Origin of the sequence: Actinocrispum wychmicini (genome assembly GCF_004345645.1) — a bacterium.
In the GTDB taxonomy this organism is placed as follows: Bacteria; Actinomycetota; Actinomycetes; order Mycobacteriales; family Pseudonocardiaceae; genus Kibdelosporangium; species Kibdelosporangium wychmicini.
On the sequence record NZ_SLWS01000001.1, the window covers coordinates 854,749 to 871,447 of the forward strand.

General features: G+C 68.7%; 18 protein-coding genes and 3 tRNA genes. 9 read left to right on the forward strand and 12 right to left on the reverse strand.

The features are described 5' to 3' along the window. Window positions 1-102: 102 nt before the first annotated feature. From EV192_RS04340 to EV192_RS04360, 5 genes are all read right to left on the reverse strand, one after another. Window positions 103-1,278, reverse strand: coding sequence for an RNA polymerase sigma factor (locus EV192_RS04340; RefSeq protein WP_132111298.1), 1,176 nt, complete (start codon window positions 1,276-1,278; stop codon window positions 103-105). Window positions 1,279-1,282: 4 nt separating this feature from the next. Beyond that, window positions 1,283-1,621, reverse strand: coding sequence for a YciI family protein (locus tag EV192_RS04345; protein ID WP_132111300.1), 339 nt, complete (start codon window positions 1,619-1,621; stop codon window positions 1,283-1,285). A gap of 45 nt (window positions 1,622-1,666) precedes the next feature. Then, the gene (locus tag EV192_RS04350; protein ID WP_132111302.1) at window positions 1,667-2,062 is read right to left on the reverse strand and encodes an SgcJ/EcaC family oxidoreductase; all 396 of its coding nucleotides are present in this window, start codon (window positions 2,060-2,062) and stop codon (window positions 1,667-1,669) included. Between the two features lie 37 nt (window positions 2,063-2,099). Further along, window positions 2,100-2,663, reverse strand: coding sequence for a dihydrofolate reductase family protein (locus tag EV192_RS04355; RefSeq protein ID WP_132111304.1), 564 nt, complete (start codon window positions 2,661-2,663; stop codon window positions 2,100-2,102). A 108-nt stretch (window positions 2,664-2,771) separates the two neighbouring features. Then, a complete protein-coding gene (locus EV192_RS04360) occupies window positions 2,772-3,347 on the reverse strand; it encodes a TIGR03086 family metal-binding protein (protein WP_132111306.1) in 576 nt (191 codons plus the stop codon). 51 nt (window positions 3,348-3,398) lie between these two features. Between EV192_RS04360 and EV192_RS04365 the strand changes: the two genes are divergently transcribed. Next, a complete protein-coding gene (locus tag EV192_RS04365) occupies window positions 3,399-3,827 on the forward strand; it encodes a MarR family winged helix-turn-helix transcriptional regulator (protein WP_132111308.1) in 429 nt (142 codons plus the stop codon). On the opposite strand, the gene EV192_RS04370 is transcribed toward EV192_RS04365, so the two are convergent. The 5 genes from EV192_RS04370 to EV192_RS04390 all read right to left on the reverse strand — a co-directional run bounded on the left by EV192_RS04370 (window position 3,818) and on the right by EV192_RS04390 (window position 7,535). Then, window positions 3,818-4,741, reverse strand: coding sequence for a GlxA family transcriptional regulator (locus tag EV192_RS04370; protein ID WP_132111310.1), 924 nt, complete (start codon window positions 4,739-4,741; stop codon window positions 3,818-3,820). The genes EV192_RS04365 and EV192_RS04370 overlap by 10 nt on opposite strands. 7 nt (window positions 4,742-4,748) lie before the next feature. Beyond that, window positions 4,749-5,300 carry a cysteine hydrolase family protein gene (locus tag EV192_RS04375; protein WP_132111312.1) on the reverse strand — a complete coding sequence of 184 codons (552 nt, stop codon included), beginning with the start codon at window positions 5,298-5,300 and terminating at the stop codon, window positions 4,749-4,751. Window positions 5,301-5,368: 68 nt separating this feature from the next. Continuing rightward, window positions 5,369-6,361, reverse strand: coding sequence for an asparaginase (locus tag EV192_RS04380; RefSeq protein WP_243726620.1), 993 nt, complete (start codon window positions 6,359-6,361; stop codon window positions 5,369-5,371). Window positions 6,362-6,423: 62 nt separating this feature from the next. Continuing rightward, complete coding sequence (locus tag EV192_RS04385) at window positions 6,424-7,185, reverse strand: SDR family NAD(P)-dependent oxidoreductase (protein WP_132111314.1); 762 nt, start codon at window positions 7,183-7,185, stop codon at window positions 6,424-6,426. A 134-nt stretch (window positions 7,186-7,319) separates the two neighbouring features. Further along, window positions 7,320-7,535, reverse strand: a complete 216-nt coding sequence (locus EV192_RS04390; RefSeq protein ID WP_132111316.1) for a hypothetical protein — start codon at window positions 7,533-7,535, stop codon at window positions 7,320-7,322. 206 nt (window positions 7,536-7,741) lie between these two features. Here EV192_RS04390 and EV192_RS04395 point away from each other — a divergent pair, with 206 nt between their 5' ends. Genes EV192_RS04395 through EV192_RS04405 form a run of 3 tightly spaced genes read left to right on the forward strand, consistent with a single transcriptional unit; the run spans window position 7,742 to window position 12,473 of the window. Further along, window positions 7,742-9,016: a hypothetical protein gene (locus tag EV192_RS04395; protein ID WP_132111318.1), complete on the forward strand. Its 1,275-nt coding sequence runs from the start codon at window positions 7,742-7,744 to the stop codon at window positions 9,014-9,016. Beyond that, window positions 9,016-9,975, forward strand: coding sequence for a glutamate ABC transporter substrate-binding protein (locus EV192_RS04400; RefSeq protein ID WP_132111320.1), 960 nt, complete (start codon window positions 9,016-9,018; stop codon window positions 9,973-9,975). Before EV192_RS04395 ends, EV192_RS04400 begins: the two co-directional genes overlap by 1 nt. Before the next feature lie 11 nt (window positions 9,976-9,986). Next, window positions 9,987-12,473, forward strand: coding sequence for a serine/threonine-protein kinase (locus EV192_RS04405; protein ID WP_132111322.1), 2,487 nt, complete (start codon window positions 9,987-9,989; stop codon window positions 12,471-12,473). 32 nt (window positions 12,474-12,505) lie between these two features. On the opposite strand, the gene EV192_RS04410 is transcribed toward EV192_RS04405, so the two are convergent. Further along, window positions 12,506-13,705, reverse strand: a complete 1,200-nt coding sequence (locus EV192_RS04410) for a L,D-transpeptidase (protein ID WP_132111324.1) — start codon at window positions 13,703-13,705, stop codon at window positions 12,506-12,508. 390 nt (window positions 13,706-14,095) lie between these two features. Here EV192_RS04410 and EV192_RS04415 point away from each other — a divergent pair, with 390 nt between their 5' ends. Then, window positions 14,096-14,299 carry a cold-shock protein gene (locus EV192_RS04415; protein WP_037265614.1) on the forward strand — a complete coding sequence of 68 codons (204 nt, stop codon included), beginning with the start codon at window positions 14,096-14,098 and terminating at the stop codon, window positions 14,297-14,299. A gap of 75 nt (window positions 14,300-14,374) precedes the next feature. On the opposite strand, the gene EV192_RS04420 is transcribed toward EV192_RS04415, so the two are convergent. Beyond that, window positions 14,375-14,701 (reverse strand): hypothetical protein, encoded by a 327-nt coding sequence (locus tag EV192_RS04420; protein WP_132111326.1) that lies wholly within the window; start codon window positions 14,699-14,701, stop codon window positions 14,375-14,377. A 922-nt stretch (window positions 14,702-15,623) separates the two neighbouring features. On the opposite strand from EV192_RS04420, the gene EV192_RS04425 reads away from it, so the two are divergent. From EV192_RS04425 to EV192_RS04440, 4 genes are all read left to right on the forward strand, one after another. Continuing rightward, window positions 15,624-15,863 carry a hypothetical protein gene (locus EV192_RS04425; RefSeq protein WP_132111328.1) on the forward strand — a complete coding sequence of 80 codons (240 nt, stop codon included), beginning with the start codon at window positions 15,624-15,626 and terminating at the stop codon, window positions 15,861-15,863. Between the two features lie 209 nt (window positions 15,864-16,072). After that, window positions 16,073-16,145 (forward strand) — tRNA-Glu (locus tag EV192_RS04430). A 29-nt stretch (window positions 16,146-16,174) separates the two neighbouring features. Continuing rightward, a tRNA-Asp gene (locus EV192_RS04435) sits at window positions 16,175-16,248 on the forward strand. 28 nt (window positions 16,249-16,276) lie between these two features. Further along, window positions 16,277-16,350: transfer RNA gene (locus EV192_RS04440), tRNA-Phe, on the forward strand. Window positions 16,351-16,699 lie beyond the last annotated feature (349 nt).

A 16,699-nucleotide genomic window follows, 5' to 3' on the forward strand; every position in this document is an offset into this window, starting at 1 on the left:
GACCCCCGAGCGGCCCCCGGCCCCCTGCGGAGCCGCATTCGGTCGGCCGCCTTGCTTTCCAGCGGGGTTGATTCCTGGGGCTTTCGCGTCGTCTTGTTGTTCCTACTGGGTGAGTTCGGTGCGGCGGCGGTGGAGGAACTGGCGTTCGGCGTTGGTGGTGGCCAGGTTCAGGGCTCGGTCGTAGGCTTCTCGTGCCGCTGCGGTGTCGCCGAGTCGGTGCAGTAGTTCCGCTCGGGTTGAGTGCAGGTAGCGGTAGTCGCCGAGATCGAGGGCGTCGACGATCGCGAGCGCTGCCGCTGGTCCGTCGGTTTCGGCGATGGCGACGGCTCGGTTGAGTGCGACTACCGCCGAATGGGTTTCGCGCAGCAGGGCGTCGTAGAGGTTCGCGACTGATGGCCAGTCGATCGGGTCTTCGGTCTGCAGGTTGGCGATCGCCGCTTGTAGGGCGTAGGGGCCGTCTGCTCCTCTGGCCAACGCGCCGTCGAGGAGCGCCCGGCCTTCCGCGATCTGGGCGACGTCCCAGAGTGAACGGTCCTGGTCGGCCAGGGGCACGATCTGTCCGTCGCGAACGCGGGCGGCGCGTCGAGAGTCGTGCAACAGCATCAACGCCAGCAATGCGGTCACTCTCGGACGCTCCGGGAGGAGGCCATCGAGCACTCTGGTGAGTCGGATCGCTTCGGCGGCGAGATCTGTGCGGCCGTCGCCGTAGCCCTGGTTGAAGATCAGGTAGAGCACCGCGATGACGGTGTCGAGTCGGGCCGGCAGCAGGTGTTCGTCGGGTACGCCGAACGGGATGCCCGCGTCGCGGATCTTCGTGCGGGCCCGGGTGAGGCGGCGCTTCATCGTCTCCTCCGAGACGAGGAAGGCTCGGGCGATCTCAGCGGTGTCGAGGCCGCCCACCGCACGCAGGGTGAGGCCGACCCTGGCCTCCGGCGCGAGAGCTGGATGGCAGCAGAGGAACATCAGCTCCAGTCGCTCGTCGGGGATCGAGGACGTGTCCACGACGGCCTCCGATGCTTTTTGTTGCTGCAGCAGTCGCAGTTTCTCGGACAGGTTCCGGTCCCGGCGGAGCCTGTCGATGGCCCGGTTGCGGGCGGTGGTCAGCAGCCATGCCCGTGGAACGTTCGGGGTGCCGTCGACCGGCCAGCGGACCGCTGCGGCCGCGAACGCTTCTTGGGCGGCGTCCTCTGCGATGTGCAGGTCGCCGCAGTACCGGACGAGCGCGGCGACGATCCGCGCCCACTCGGCGCGGAAGATCTCGGCCAGGCTGTCCGGCACGGAATCAGTATTCGGCGAGTGGGCGGATCTCGACCGACCCGCCGAGCCGGACAGCGGGGATGCGCGCGGCCAGGTCGAGGGCGCCGTCCAGGTTGGGGGCTTCGACCAGGAAGAACCCGCCGAACACCTCCTTGGTGTCGGCGAACGGGCCGTCGGTGAGCAGGATCTCGTCGCCGGTCGCGCGCAGGGTGGTGGCGGTCGCCGCCGGTTGCAGACGCTCGCCGTGGAACACCTGCTCGTGGTTCCGGATGGCCACATACTCGGCGGTGATCGATGCCCGCTGCGCGTCGTCGAACCCGTCGTAGGCCCCGGGCCGCTCGTTGATCAGGAGTGCGTATCGCATCGATCCCCCTAGGTCGCCGTCGTGCGGCACATTGTTGCCCAGAACTCACGCAGGAGCGTTGGCATAGGCGGCGATCTTCCAGCCGCCGTCGGTACGGGCGACTATCCACGTGGCCGTGACCGTGCGAGCGTCGGCGTCCTCGGGAATGCCCGACTCGTCCGCGCGCATGATGATCGACCGGGTGATGACGACCGCGAAGGCACCGAGGACCCGGACGCTGAGTTCTTTGTCGACGGGGCGCGTGCCCTTCAGTGGCCCGGCGAATGCCGCCGTCATGAAGGCGTGCAGCGCGGCGCGGTTGGGGTGGAAGACGCTGGGCGTCACGATGGTCACGTCCTCGGCGTACTGCGCGGCGAAGGCATCGACGTCGTTGTCGGCCCATGCTGCGTACACCTGACGCAGCACGTCGCGTACGGCCTCGATGTCAGAGTGGTCGGTCATGGCTGTGCTCCAGTCGCGTTTCGAGTGTGGGGATTGATCACTTGCGCCGGTAGACCTGCCGCAGGGCTCCGGAGCCCGCGTCCTCGCTCGACACCAGGTCCAGTTCGACCGGCGCGGTCGTCCCGTCGAAGAGCCTTCGGCCTTTGCCGATGACGAGCGGGAAGACCATCAGCCGGAACTCGTCGACCATGTCCCAGGCGATCAACTGGTCGACGACGCTGCCGCTGCCGGTGACGAGTACGTCCTGGTGGCGCAGCCGTTCCGACACGGCCTCGATCAGGTCGCCGCGCAGCAAAGTGGAGTTGGCCCAGGCGTCCACGCTCGCCAGCGACCGGGACGCGACGAGCTTCTGCATGCCAGTCAGGCGACGGGAGAAGTCGTCATCGCGGGTGGGGAAGAAGCTGGCGAACAGCTCCCAGGTGGTCCGTCCGAGCAGTTTCACCCCGGTCTCAAGGATCTCGCCCAGGTGGAACTTGTCGCCGGCGACTGGGCCCGGACCGTAGCGGAACGCCCAGCCGCCGAACGGCGTGCCGCCGCGGCCGTCGGGGTCCTCGACGACTCCGTCGAGTGTGACGAACTGGGCGACGATGACCTTGTGCATGGCGTCCTCCTTGGCGGTTGGTCACCAAGGGGACGAGCGGCCCACAGCGAGGGGACAGGCCGGCAATGTGTCCTGTGTCACATTCCGTCAGCTGACGCTGGGTTCCGCCTAACGGGACCAGTGCGGGTCGCGGCCGAGTAGGGCCAGGGTGCGCGCCCAGCCGGTCGAGTCGGCCGCGATCGGCAGGATCGGGGCGAACGCGGCGTCGGGTGCGGTCCGGGCTGGGCCGCCGGGGACCAGTTCGGCCTCGGTTTGTACGGCGGTGAGCAGGTCTTCGTCGTAGTCGACCTGGATGCCGAGGCTGCTGGCCACGTCCCAGCCGTGGACCAGGGTGTCGAGCAGGTGGAACCCGATCACGTTGCGCAGCGGGAACCGGTGGCCCTCGAATTCCGCGAGGAGCACCGGGCGGGCGGGGTCGGCGGTGGCGAACGCGGCGACCACCACCGCGGTGCCCGCCTCGTGTGCCGCGATGGACGGCTCGCGAGGCGCGAACGCCTCCGCTGACACGTCGGCGAGCACGGCCGCGGCGAAGCCGTGGTCCTGGCCGATCATGTGCGCCAGCAGGGTTCGCAGATCCCAGCCGGCGCACGGGGTTGGGCTGTCCAGGTCGGCGGGCCGGACCCGCGCGACGATCGGTCGGATGGCGTCGACGGAGCGGCGGTGAAGATCCCTAATGTTCTGCATGCGCAAACTATCTACCTCAGTAGACGATTAGTCAACGTGTATGGTCGCGCCATGCGGGGACAGCGGCCCGACCTTGGAGCGTCGTTCGCTCGCTTGACCAGGGCGATGATCGAAGCCGAAACGCCGATCCTGAGCGCGCACGGCATCGAGATGTGGGACTACGTCGTCCTCGCCGCGCTCGAATCGGCCACCGTGCCGAGCCAGTCGGAGCTGGCCACCGCGGTGCGTCGGGACAAGACCCGGCTCATCCCGATCCTCGACCGCCTGGAGGCACGGCGACTGCTCAGCCGCACCCCCGATCCGGCGGACCGGCGCAACCGGGTGGTCGCGCTCACCGACGAGGGCCGCGCGGTGTTCACCGCCTGCCGCAAGGACATCCGCGAGATGGAGGCCAAGTTCCTGAGCTCGGTGCCGTCAGCAAAGCGCCGTACGTTCCTCGAGGTACTGGAGCACCTCGCTGACGACGCACCTCAGGGGTGATCGGCTGGGACCGCCGCGGCTCGAAGCCGGCGCAACATCCGGGCGTCCTCGAAGCCGACCGAGCGGGCGGCGGTGTCCATTGTGGCCCCGTGGCCGATCAGGTGCTCGGCGCGTTCCAGGCGCAGTGCCTGCTGATACCGCAACGGGGTCATGCCGGTGGCCCGGTCGAACAGTCGGGTCACTGTCCGCTGGCTGCAGCCGGTGAGCCGGGCGAGTTCGGCCAGGGACAGCCGTTCGGCCACGCGCGACTCGATGATGTCCTGGATGCGGTGCACGGTTTCGTTCACGTGCGAACGGTGGCGGAGCAGGACACTGGTCTGCCGGTCGTCGCCGTTGCGGCGGGTGTACACGACCATGGTGCGGGCGATCTGGGCGGCGATCGTCGGTCCGTGCCGGGTGGCGACCATGTGCAGCGCCAGGTCGATGCCGCTGGCGATGCCGGCCGAGGTCACCACCCGGTCGTCGACGACGTAGAGCACGTCGGGGATCACCTTCGCGCGCGGATAGCGGTGCGCCAGTTCGTCCTGCACGTCGTGGTGCGTGGTGCATCTGCGGCCGTCGAGGAGTCCCGCCCGGCCCAGGACGTCCGCGCCCGCGCACACACTCGCGACCGTGCCACCGGCCTCGTGATGCGCACGCAACCAGGCGAGGGCGGCCGTGCTGACGGCTCCGGTGCTGGAAAGCGTTGGCGCACTCCAGCCTGGCACCAGCACCAAGTCCTCAGTGGACAGATCAGGCAGCTCGGTGTCGGTACGCAGCGAGACGCCCTGCGCGCTGTCCACCTGGTCGTGTTCGGCCACGTAGGACAGCCGGTAGTCGATTCCGAACTCGGTCGCGCTGAAGAACACCTGCGCCGGCCCCGCGAGGTCGAGCAGGTGCACCCCATGCACCAGCAGGAAGACCACCTTGCTCACGATCTGGTCAGCGTACCCCGGTGAGGTCGGCGACGGTGGCGATGGTGGCGAACCGTCCGGCCAGCGCGTACTCCGTGCGTTCGATGATCTCCTTCGTGCCGAGCACGACACCGGTCTTCCAATGCGCCACTGGCGAGGTGGCGGTGGCGTCGGTGACGAACGTGATGTCGAACCCCAGGTCGGATCCGACGCGGGCGGTGGTCTCGCAGCACTGTTCGGTCCGGATGCCGCTGATCAGCAGCTCGCGGATGCCCCGTTCGGTGAGGATCTGCTGCAGGTTGGTCGTGGTGAACGCGTTGTGCGAGGTCTTGGTCACCAGCGGCTCGCCGTCCTCCTGCTTCAGCCCGTCCTGCAGGCGGACGTGTCCGGAGGCCGGGTCGAACACCGTGCCGCTGCCCGCTTCGCTGTGCAGCACCCACACCACCAGGTCGTTCTCCGCCCGCGCGTGGTCCACCAGCAGGTTGGTCCGCTCGACGATGTCCGGTGCGGACACCTCGGCCCAGTCCGGCCGCTGACGGAACGACTCCTGCACGTCAATGACGATCAGCGCCTTGGTCATACCCCCAGTCTGGTCGTGCGCCGGCCGCCCCGACAGGCACGCGCAGGCCGAGAACCGGAACGATCTGGTCAGTCGCCGTGCCGGTGCAGGGCGCGGACGATCTGGTCGCGGTCGGCGCCGGTGGCCAGCAGCAGCCACAACAGCAGCCGGGCCTGGTTGGGGGTCAGCCAGCCGGCGGGGATCGCGCCCCGGTTGATCAAGTCGGACTCCGAGCCGGGGAAGTTGTAGGTGCGGCGGAGTGTGGTGCCCGCGCCGGTGCGGGTCACGATCACGATGGGCACGTCGCCGGCGAGTGCCCCGATCACCTCGGCGAGGTTCGGCGACACGTGCCCGACGCCATGGGCGGCGACGACGACCCCGCCGGCACCCGCGTCGACCATCGCGCGCAGCCCGGTGCCGTCGTCGCCGAGGAACGTGGGCAGCAGCGGCACCCACGGCGACGGTCCGGTCATCGGCCGGACGTCGATCGGGTCGTGCCGGCCGAACTGGTTGGCGAACACCGGTCGTCCCTCGACCAACCGGCCGAGCAGCCCGAACTCGTTAGAACCGAACGCCTGCATCGCCTCAGCATGTCCTTTGTGGACTCGGCGGGCGGCGTGGATCTCGTCGTTGATCACCACGAGCGCACCACGGTCCCGCGCGGCCGGGTCGGCGGCCGTTCGCATCGCCGCGATGAGGTTCGCCGGACCGTCCGCGCCAGGCACGCCCGCGGCCCGCATCGCGCCGGTGAGCACGATCGGCGCGTCCAGCCCCCACACAAGGTCAAGGAGGTACGCGGACTCGTCGAGCGTGTCCGTGCCCTGCACCAGGACCACGCCGTGCGCCCCTTGTCGCACGCGCGCCTCCGCGGCCACCCACGCGGCGAGCACGTCAGCGGGGGTGAGCGCGGCTCCGGCCACCCGGCTCAGGGTGCGGCCGTCCACCTCGATCTCGGGCACGGCCGAAACCAGCCCGTCCAGCAGGGCGTCGGCGCCGAGCGCGGGAGTCACCCCGCCGCCCGCCGCCGCGGTCATGGTGATGGTGCCTCCCAACGACAGGACACAGACCACGGGCTTCGTCATCCAACCTCCTCGTTCCGGTGCCGCTACCGGATATCCGCGATGATCTCGATCTAACCCACGGGTCAGCGGGCGGTGAAGCCGCCGTCGATGGCCAGCGCGGCTCCGGTGACGAAGCTGGCCTCGTCGCTCAGCAGGAACGCGGCGAAGGCCGCGATCTCCTCGGGTTGCGCGACGCGGCCGACCGGGTGCAGGCCGGCGACCATGGCCCGGCCCTCGTCGGTGGCCAGCATGGTGGCTCGGGCCAACGGGGTGTCGACGCCGCCGGTGACCAACGCGTTGATCCGGATGCCCTGCGCGGCCGTTTCCAGCGCGGTGGCTCGGGTGATGCCGACCACCCCGTGCTTGGCCGCTACGTACGGCGCCACCGACTCGAAGCCGACGACGCCGAGGTTGGACGCGTTGTTCAGGATCGCGCCGCCGCCGGCCGCCGCGATGGCGGGCACCTGGTACTTGAGGCCGTAGAAGACGCTGGACAGGTTGACGTCCAGGTCCGCGCGCCAGCCGGCTTCGTCGAGGTCCTGCACCGGCCCGAAGCTGTTCATCCCGCCGGCGTTGTTGAAGGCGCCGTCCAGGCGGCCGAACTCGGTCACCGCGGTCCGGACCAGGTTCTCGACGTCGGACTCGACCGTGACGTCGGTAGGTACGAACAGGGCCTGGCCGCCGTTGGCGCGGATGTCGGCGGCGACCTGTTCACCTTCGTCCTTGCGGCGGCCGGCGAGCACGACGGACGCCCCTTCCGCGGCGACCCGCTCCGCGACTGCCTGCCCCATGCCGGAGGTCGCCCCGGTGACGACGATGACCTTGGATTCAAAACGAGACGACATGTTCATCCCCGTGTCAGTAGTTGAGAGCCGAACTATCTTCGGCCTGACACCAGGGTGGTCTGGGAAGCCATCGCTTGCTGGCGTGAATCGGACATCGCGGCTCAGGTGCTCCCGACCACCTGAGCCGCTGCCGGTCACCTCCGGGTGGTGGCGAGCAGCGCGTCCAGCGCACCTTCCTTGACGTCGCTGACCAGGTCATGCAGCTGAGCGAGGCTCATCTGGATGCGCTGGCCGAAGTCGTCGGTGATCACCACTCGCTGCTCGTCCGGGGCGTCGGGGTCGATCCACAGCTCCGGGCAGCCGCAGTTGCACTGGCCGCAGAAAGTGGCGATCCGTTCGAGCTTGCTCATTGTCTCGGCCTGCCTCAAGGGTCGGCGGAATACCAACGAGCCAGCCAAGCAGAACGCCCGTCTCGGCGACCATCGGGCAATCAGGCGATTGCCGTGCACCGCCGGGGGATTTCACGTGGTGACAGTCCGTCATCCGGATCACAGGGCGGTTACCGACCCGCGATATTCGCAGTGGTAAGGACCATCTTGGTGTTGACTCTGCGGGTATGGGAGCTCCTGTCAGCGCGCCGCCCGCGCCGCGGGGTGAGGTCGTGCGGCGGCTCACCCGGTCGGCCCGGACCGCGCCCGGCCGCCTCGAGATCATCGCGAGCGCGCTCGTGGTGTTGAGCGTCCTGACAGGCATTGTCGCGTCGCTGGCGTGGCAGTCGAAGCTGGACACGATCAGTGGACTGGCCGATCACCGAGAGCCGCTGTCAGCGGCGGCGCAACAGATCTACCGGTCCCTTTCGGACGCGGACGCCACGGCCGCGAGCGCGTTCCTGTCCGGCGGCTCCGAGCCGGCCCAGCTGCGGGACCGCTACCAGGTGGACGTCGCACAGGCCGGCGCCGCGCTGGCCAAGGCCGCCTCGGACGTCACCGACGACTCGGGCGCGGCGCAGGTGGCTGTGTTGAACAAGCAGCTGCCGGTGTACACCGGGCTGGTCGAGACGGCCAGGTCCAACAACCGGCTCGGCCTGCCCATCGGCGCCGCGTACCTGCGTGAGGCGTCCACGTTGATGCGCGGCAAGTTGCTGAAGGCCGCGCAGGAGCTGTATGCCATCGACACCGACCGGTTGACCGCCGAACAGGACAGCGCGACGAACTTCCCGTGGCTGACGGTCGCGCTCACGGTCGTACTGCTGGCCGCCCTGGTGGCGACGCAGATGTACCTGACCCGCCGGACCAACCGGCTGCTCAACGTCGGGCTGCTGGTGGCCAGCATCGCGGTCGGGTTGGGGTTGGTCTGGGGTGTCGTCGCGGGATGGGTGTCCGCCACCGCGGTCGACAACGCACGCGACGACGGCACCCGTCAGGTGGATACGCTGGTGCAGGCCAGGATCATCGCGTTGCAGGCCCGCGCGGACGAGACGTTGACCTTGGTCGCGCACGGCGACGGCGCCGGCTACGAGCCGGACTTCAAGGCGCTCACCCCGAAGCTGACCGATCTGCTGCGCAAGGCCCAGTCGGATCAGGCGGTCGCGAACACCACGGCCTGGCTGGACATCCACAAGAACATTCGCGTGCTCGACGACAGCGGACAGTACGACCAGGCGGTCAAACTGGCCATCGGCACCGACGACAAGGGCGCCGCGGCGGCGTTCGGCAAGCTCGACGACACCCTGTCCGCGTCGATCCAGCGCGGCCGGGAGAAGTTCGTCGAGTCGACGTCGACCGCGCGCAACGCACTGTTCGGCATCGTGCCAGGGGTGGCGCTGCTGGCACTGCTCACGGCGGGCGGCATCCTGACAGGCATACGGCAACGGCTGCGGGAGTACCGGTGATGAGACGAGTCGCGCTGCTGGCACTGGCCACTCTGGCCCTGGCCGGCTGCGGCGGGCCGGGCCGACCGGTCGACCTGGCCAATGTGACCACTGTGGACGCTCCGCAGCCGGAGGAGGTCAGGCCGGCCGAGCCGCCGAAGCCCGGCGCGCAGGCGCCCAACTGCGGTGACCCGACCGCGAGCCTGCGGCCGAACGGCCTGGCCGTCACCCCGAACTCGACCATGGCCAAGATCAGGGACCGGGGCCGGCTGATCGCCGGGGTGGACCAGAACACGTACCTGTTCGGCTTCCGTAACCCGGCGAGCAACAGCCTGGAGGGCTTCGACATCGACATGGCCCGGCAGGTCGCCAAGGCCTTGTTCGGCGACGAGAACAAGGTGCAGTACAAGGTGATCACGTCCAAGGACCGGGAGGACGTCCTGGTCCGCGGGGACGTGGACATCGTCGTCCGGACGTACACGATCAACTGCGACCGGGAGCAGAAGGTCGCGTTCTCGTCCGTCTACTACGACACCGGCCAGCGTGTCCTGGTGGACAAGAACTCGCCGGCCAAGGGCATGGACGACCTCGGCGGCAAGCGGGTGTGCGCGAACGCCGGGTCGACGTCGATCGACGCGATCGCCAAGAACCCGGCCAAGCCGGTGGCGATCTCGGTGCCCAACTGGTCCGACTGTCTGGTGCTGCTGCAGCAGGGCCAGGTCGCGGCGGTGTCCACGGACGAGCCCATCCTGGCCGGTATGGCTGCTCAGGACCCGAACCTCAAGATCGTCGGCCCGAAGCTGACCGTCGAGCCGTACGGGATCGGGATTCCCAAGGCGAACACGGACATGGTTCGCTACGTGAACGCGGTACTGGAGAAGATTCGTGGCGACGGGTCGTGGCAGCAGAGCTACGACCAGTGGGTGGGCGGCCGCACCGGGGTGCAGGCGACGCCACCGGCCCCGAAGTACCGCGACTGAGAGGGGGCACCATGGCCAGGCACGGCACACCGGACGATGACGACCAACGCACCGGCTGGTTCCAGCATCCGGACGTGCTGAGCGGCTCGCAGCCGGCGCCCCCACGCCCCCTGCCGAAATCCCCGGACGAGACCGCGAAGTTCAGCCCGGTGGTCCGGCCCAACCCGGCCGACGAGACGCAGATCATCTCGCCGGTCGCGATGGCCCAGATCCCGGGCTGGACCCAGGGCATGCCGGCCGTGCAGCCGCGGCGTGACCTGCCTCCGCCGCCGGACGACGTGCACCAGCCGACCAGCGTGCTCGGCAGCGTCCTGCCGACGCAGAGCATCGTGCCGCCGAAACCACAAGCGCCGCACACGCAGCCGGCACAGCCGTCGAGCGACTCGGTGCCGTTCCCCGGGCCAGGGCACAACACCGGGCGTCGGACCGGTTCGCGGGCCTCGGCCCGTGGCCGGTTGGGTGCCGGCCTGGTCGAGGTGCCCCCGGTGCCGTACCGGGATCCGACGTCGGCGGTGATGACCGACCCTGTTGTGGCGGAGAACAAACGGTTCTGCGGTGGCTGCGGCGGGCCGGTCGGCCGGGGCGTGGACGGGCAGCCCGGGGCGGCCGAAGGCGAGTGCCCGAAGTGCGGCGCGCCGTTCTCGTTCCGGCCGCGACTGAAGTCGGGCGACCTGCTCGGCGGCCAGTACGAGGTGCTCGGCTGCCTCGCGTACGGCGGGCTCGGCTGGATCTATCTGGCCAAGGACCACAACGTCTCGGACCGCTGGGTGGTGCTCAAGGGCCTGATCGACACCGGCGACCAGACCGCGATGGCGTCGGCCGTGGCCGAACAGCGGTTCCTCGCCGAGGTGGAGCACGCCAACATCCTCAAGATCTACAACTTCGTGCAGGCGCCGGACCCGCGGACCGGCACGTCCGTCGGCTACATCGTGATGGAGTACATCGGCGGCCAGTCGTTGCGGCAGATCGCGCTGGAGCACCACCGCGCGGTCGGCCGGGCCGAGCCGCTGCCGATCGGCCAGGTCATCGCGTACGGCCTGGAGATCCTGCCGGCCATGGGCTACCTGCACAGCGTTGGGCTACTGTACTGCGACCTCAAGCCGGACAACGTGATCCAGACCGACCAGACGCTCAAGCTGATCGACCTCGGCGCGGTCCGCCGTGAGGACGACTGGGACAGCCCACTGTTCTTCACACTCGGCTACAGCGCGCCTGAGCTGGCCGAACGCGGCGCCTCGGTCGCGTCCGACATCTACACGGTCGGCCGGACCCTGGCCGTGCTGGCGATCGAGTTCACCGGGTACACGAGCAGGTACGTGCATTCCCTGCCCGGACCGGACGATGTGCCGCTGTTCAAGCTGTTCGACTCGTTCTACCGGGTGTTGAAGCGCGCCACGCACCCCGACCCGGACCGCCGTTTCCCGTCCGCCGAGGACATGGCCGAGCAGCTCACCGGCGTGCTGCGCGAGGTGATGGCGCTCGGCACCAACCGGCCGCGACCCGGTGTGTCCACTGTGTTCGGTCCGGAGCCGAGAACTTTCGGTACCGGCGTGCAGATCGACGAACGCGGGGTGTCGCTGACCGCGCCGGATCCGTCCGAAGTGGTCGGTGCGTTGCCGGTGCCGCAGGTGGACACCGACGACCCGGCCGCCGGCGTGCTGGCCGCGACCGTCGCCGGCGACCTCAACGAACTGGTCGAGGCGTTGACGTTCGCGCCGCAGAACTCGGTCGAGGTGCGCCTGCGGATGCTGCGGGCCCGCACCGAGCTCGGCGACATCTCCCGGGCGTCCGGCGAACTGGAGATCGCCCGGCGGCTGGCGAACGACCCGCACGACTGGCGGCTGGCGTGGCACCGCGGCCTGCTGGAACTGGCCATGCGCCGGCCAGGGGACGCCCGGGTGTCCTTCGAGGCCGTGTACGACGCGTTGCCCGGCGAGGCCGCGCCCAAGATCGCCCTGGCGATCAGCGCCGAGTACCAGCGTGACTACTTCGCCGCCGCCCGGTTCTACGAGCAGGTCTGGCGCACCGACCGGTCGTACGTCAGCGCCGCCTTCGGCCTCGTGCGCGTCTACCTCGCCCAAGGCGCCCGCGCCGGCGCCATCGAGGTGCTCGAGTCGGTCCCGGACAGCTCCAGCCACTACGTGACCGCCCAGGTCGCGGCGATCAAGATCAAGGCCCGTGCGGACGAGGTCGCCAAACTCGCCGAACCCGACCTCTTCGACGCCGCCCGCCGGCTGGAACGCCTCGCCCTGGACGCCGAACGTCGCACCCGGCTGTCAGTGGAGGTGCTGGAAGCCGCCTACGGCTGGGTCCAGGCCGGCAAACCCGGCTCCCGCCAGGCCGGCGGCACGGTCCTCGGCTGCGACCTGTCCGAGCGTGACCTCCGCTTCGGCCTGGAACGCTGCTACCGGGCCCTGGCCCGGCTGGCCGGCACCCCGGAACAGCGGCACGAACTGGTCGACCGCGCCAACGCGATCAGGCCCCGAACCCTGACGTGACGACGCCCGCGGTGGGCGTCGTCACGGGGGACCTACTTGAGGGCTGACTTGGCGGTCCACTGGTCCCAGGTGAGGGTCCAGTCGTAGTAGTCGCCGTCCTTCGAGGAGAGCTGCTGGTTCGTGCCGGTGATCTCGACCGGGTCGCCGGGCAGCACGCTGTCGTAGTAGATCTTCGCGTTCGCCGGCGACAGGTTCGTGCAGCCGTGGGACACGTTCCGCTTGCCCTGTGAGGGAATCGAGGCGGCCAGGCCGTGGATGAACTCGCCGTTGTTCGAGATCCGGACGGCCCACGGCACCGGGACGTCCCGGTAGTCGTACTTCTCGTTGGTCATCTTCTTGATCTCGTACTTCTCCATGGCCACATGGATGCCGCTCTGGGTGACCCGACCGGGGTCGGAGTCCAGGCCGTAGCTGGCGGGGAAGTCGTTGACCACCTGGCCGTTGCGCTTGATGACCAGCCGGTGGGTCTGGGTGTTGCCCTCGACGGTCTGCTCGCGGCCGATGGTGAACTTGGAGCTCACGTCCGTCTTGCCGTACGCGTCACCGCCGAACGACGTGCCGTACAGGGACGCGGTGACCGTGACCTTCGTGTCCGCCTTCCAGTAGGCCTTGGGCCGCCAGTGCACGGTCTTGTCGTCCAGCCAGGCCCATGAGCCCTCGGTCGGCACGGACGTCTCGACCTTCAGCGCCTTCTCCACCGACGCCTTGTCGATGACCTTGTTGTCGAACTTCAGCGCGATCGGCATGGCGACGCCGTAGGTCTGGTCGTCACCCACGTTCAGGGTGCCGGAGATCTGGCGCTTGGGCTTCACCGTGGCGAACGCGCCGGTGATCGGCACCTGCTGGCCGTTGGCGCCGGTCGCGGTACCGGACCACGTGTACGACTTGCCGTAGCCAAGTGCCTCCGCCGCCGTCCAAGTGTGCTTGTCCGCGGACAGGTCGCCCTTGACCGGCTTGCCGTCCGGGTTGGTCAGCTGGACCGAGCCGATCGTGCCGTCCGTGACCGACACCGTGATCGGTCCCTTCGGGCTGGCGTCGGCGGCGCCGTTGCCGGGCTGCAGGGCCACCGTCGCCGGCGCCTGGGTGGCGGCGGCGTGCTCGACACCCACCGTGGCCTGCGGGCCTGGCACGTTCGCCAGTGGCGTCTTGCTCTCGCTGCTGCACGCGGCGAGCCCGAGTAATGCCGTCGCGGCGATTCCCGCGGCGAGCCTGGACCTCAGTCGTGTCGTCATCCCCATCCTCACACCACTTTCGACGCGGCTAAGAGGTAAGACGTTGGCCGACTGTCACTGTGACTCACATCACATTTGACGGCTTTGTTCACAGCGCGACCATCGCCCGAAAGATTGTGGCAGGCAGCGCACTGATCGACACACACCGTAACACGGGAGGATCACACGAACGGCCCAGCGATGGGCGATTCAGGGCAGTAGTGCAGGGCGTATGCAGGCGATAGGCTCGCTGGCGCAGGCCGTAAGTTTCTGTGTTCGTGCTCCATCACGCTCGCGGAACAAAACGCGGGCGTACTGCTTTCTCGCTGAAGTTGGCGACCAGGCGACGCCCGGGACGGCCCGGGGTTGCACGGTGCAACCCCAAGCTGATCCGGCGACGGAGGCAGATGAATGGCTCAGGGCACTGTGAAGTGGTTCAACTCGGAAAAGGGCTTCGGGTTCATCGCGGTCGACAGCGGTGAGGCGGACGTCTTCGTGCATTACTCGGAGATCCAGGGCAAAGGCTTTCGCACGCTCGAGGAGAACCAGCGCGTCGAGTTCGAGGTCGGCCAGGGCACCAAGGGCCCGCAGGCCACGAACGTGCGGCCCATCTGAGACCTGACGGCGAAGGGCCCTGGGCGGTGTCCGCCCAGGGCCCTTTGTTGTGGTTTACGGGGTGTGTCCGCGCCCTCAGCCCTGTGGGTAACGCAACTGCTGGGCCTCCCACGACAGGCGCTCCATGACCCACTCCTGGGCCAGGGCGTGCGGGGAGGTCTGGCGGTGCGCGGCCAGCTCACGAAGCTGCTCGTTGGCGATCAGCGACAGGCGCAGCTGGTAGACCTCGGCGTTGCCGAAGCGACGGCCGGACGCGGTGGTCTCGACGTCGGCCTCAGGCGCGAGGGCGGCGAGGTAGTTCTCCATCTCGACGTCCGGCACCAGCTCCTGCGCCTGCGAGCGTGACGACCTGGCAGGGGCCTGCTTGCCGTTGCGGCTACGTCCCAGTGAAGGCAAATGCACCGGAACAAGATAACGGTTCGGTCGCGAGAACCAAGCCCCTGTGACCCGTGACACACCGACCGAACGCAACCTCGCAGGTCAGCCGCGCGTCTGGAACCACTTGGACATGTATCTGGTGTGTCGTTCCCAGAACCCCGATGCCAATGGGAAAGGCAACCCGGAGTGTCTTGCACCACCCACCGATGCCCCATAAGGGAGAACCCGATAAGCTGACTTCGCCAACCAACAGTGAACAAAGATGTTCACCACAGGCGTTCCACCCTGCGTTCAGCCCGGCCCACAGCGAGAAGCGAGGCGGCGCCAGCCGCACGTGGGGGGTTTGGGGGGCTCGGCCCCCCAAAATGATTGAGGGGGCCTGGGCTGCGAAGGCGAGCGAAGCGAGCCGAGCAGCCCCAAGGAGAGGCCCCCGCGCCAGGGGGAGGAACGCGGGGGCCGGAGGGGATCTCCACAGGCGCTGACCGGGGGTGTGTCAGCTCCTAGATTGTTGCACGCTCACCTGGCTGTGGCCACATGTGCGCGCCCAAAAATTCCTGCGAACTGTTCACTTGTTGTTCGTGGTCGTGGTGAACCGGTCCAGCTCATTGTTTCGGCTGTATACAGCAAAAGTGTTCGACGGCTGTCGCCGGTGGCGCGGTTTCTCCGCCGACGCAGTTCCTTCGGGAGTGGCCGGCACCGCGCAGGTACCCCTAGGGGGTAGGGGTATTTTCCGGCCTGGTGTAAACAATACTGTCCATCACGCTCACCCGAATGGCCTCTACCCAGACCATGGTCGGGTGCGCATAGCCGGCCTCTACCCGGTCAGGCGGACGCCAAACGTACCGGCGCAACTACCCTCGGTTGTGTTCGGTTCACTCTGCGGGGGGCTGTGGGCAGGGCTTTTCCTCCCATAACCTCACGGCCACAGCCGAGCCGGGGAGGCGTCATGAGCGGGTCCCTCGAAGTGCGAAACTTCTTGATGCAGCAGGACACAGTAGGTGGCACCGGCTACGCGGGAGTTCCCGCCCAGCGCAGCGGCGACACCTCGCGAGTCACGGACGACCAGGTCCAGAAGGCACGCCTCGCGGTCGCCCGCGGCGCGCTGGACGCCGAAGACTGCCGTCTGCTCCTCGACATGCTCGGCCTCGTGCCGGGCGACGACGGAGTGCCGCCGGTCGGCCGGTAGCCCCCGACCAACTGGGGACCCCGGCGAATCTGTGACCAGCACCACGACGGCCCCCATGGGCCCGACGAAGTGCCCATGGGGCCGCCAACCGACCGCCTGAAGCCAAGTTTGCGCAGGTGGCGGCGGTTTCAATAACCCGTTTTGTACGACCATGGGGTCGTGCCCTATGCTTCTCGTGCTCCCGGCGGAAAGCCGAACGGGACTTAGGCGCTCCCATCGTCTAGCGGCCTAGGACTCCGCCCTTTCAAGGCGGCAGCACGGGTTCGAATCCCGTTGGGAGCACGCGGTAGGCTAGAAAGCAGCAACAGCAAGGCCCAGTGGCGCAGTTGGTTAGCGCGTCGCCCTGTCACGGCGAAGGTCGCGGGTTCGAGTCCCGTCTGGGTCGCACCATCAAGTCACAGGCTTGACACCCTGGCCAGGTAGCTCAGTTGGTACGAGCGTCCGCCTGAAAAGCGGAAGGTCGGCGGTTCGACCCCGCCCCTGGCCACCGCTCTGGGCTACCCTGCTCGCTCGCTTTGCTCGCTTCGCCGGGTCGCGGTGGATTATTTTGGGGGGCCCAGCCCCCCAAACCCCCCAGGTGCGCCTTTGGCGCCTCGCTTTTCGCTTGCGCTTCGCGCTCAAAGAGTTCGGTGTTTGTTTTTGGCGCTTTGGTTCTTGGGGTTCTTGGTTAGGCACTCTCGGCTCTCGCCTACGGCACTAGGGCTTGGCTTGGTTGGGGCTTTGTGATTGCCTTTCCCGGCTCCCGGCTCCCGGCTCCCGGCTCCCGGCTCCCGGCTCCCGGCTCCCGGCTCCCGGCTCCCGGCTCCCGGCTCCCGGCTCCCGGCTCCCGGCTCCCG

Excerpts from the sequence above, each read along its gene's own strand:
- EV192_RS04345 (WP_132111300.1), bottom strand. The coding sequence starts at position 1,621 with ATGCGATACGCACTCCTGATCAACGAGCGGCCCGGGGCCTACGACGGG.
- EV192_RS04350 (WP_132111302.1), bottom strand. The coding sequence starts at position 2,062 with ATGACCGACCACTCTGACATCGAGGCCGTACGCGACGTGCTGCGTCAG.
- EV192_RS04355 (WP_132111304.1), bottom strand. The coding sequence starts at position 2,663 with ATGCACAAGGTCATCGTCGCCCAGTTCGTCACACTCGACGGAGTCGTC.
- EV192_RS04360 (WP_132111306.1), bottom strand. The coding sequence starts at position 3,347 with ATGCAGAACATTAGGGATCTTCACCGCCGCTCCGTCGACGCCATCCGA.
- EV192_RS04365 (WP_132111308.1), top strand. The coding sequence starts at position 3,399 with ATGCGGGGACAGCGGCCCGACCTTGGAGCGTCGTTCGCTCGCTTGACC.
- EV192_RS04375 (WP_132111312.1), bottom strand. The coding sequence starts at position 5,300 with ATGACCAAGGCGCTGATCGTCATTGACGTGCAGGAGTCGTTCCGTCAG.
- EV192_RS04380 (WP_243726620.1), bottom strand. The coding sequence starts at position 6,361 with ATGACGAAGCCCGTGGTCTGTGTCCTGTCGTTGGGAGGCACCATCACC.
- EV192_RS04385 (WP_132111314.1), bottom strand. The coding sequence starts at position 7,185 with ATGTCGTCTCGTTTTGAATCCAAGGTCATCGTCGTCACCGGGGCGACC.
- EV192_RS04390 (WP_132111316.1), bottom strand. The coding sequence starts at position 7,535 with ATGAGCAAGCTCGAACGGATCGCCACTTTCTGCGGCCAGTGCAACTGC.
- EV192_RS04395 (WP_132111318.1), top strand. The coding sequence starts at position 7,742 with ATGGGAGCTCCTGTCAGCGCGCCGCCCGCGCCGCGGGGTGAGGTCGTG.
- EV192_RS04400 (WP_132111320.1), top strand. The coding sequence starts at position 9,016 with ATGAGACGAGTCGCGCTGCTGGCACTGGCCACTCTGGCCCTGGCCGGC.
- EV192_RS04405 (WP_132111322.1), top strand. The coding sequence starts at position 9,987 with ATGGCCAGGCACGGCACACCGGACGATGACGACCAACGCACCGGCTGG.
- EV192_RS04410 (WP_132111324.1), bottom strand. The coding sequence starts at position 13,705 with ATGACGACACGACTGAGGTCCAGGCTCGCCGCGGGAATCGCCGCGACG.
- EV192_RS04415 (WP_037265614.1), top strand. The coding sequence starts at position 14,096 with ATGGCTCAGGGCACTGTGAAGTGGTTCAACTCGGAAAAGGGCTTCGGG.
- EV192_RS04425 (WP_132111328.1), top strand. The coding sequence starts at position 15,624 with ATGAGCGGGTCCCTCGAAGTGCGAAACTTCTTGATGCAGCAGGACACA.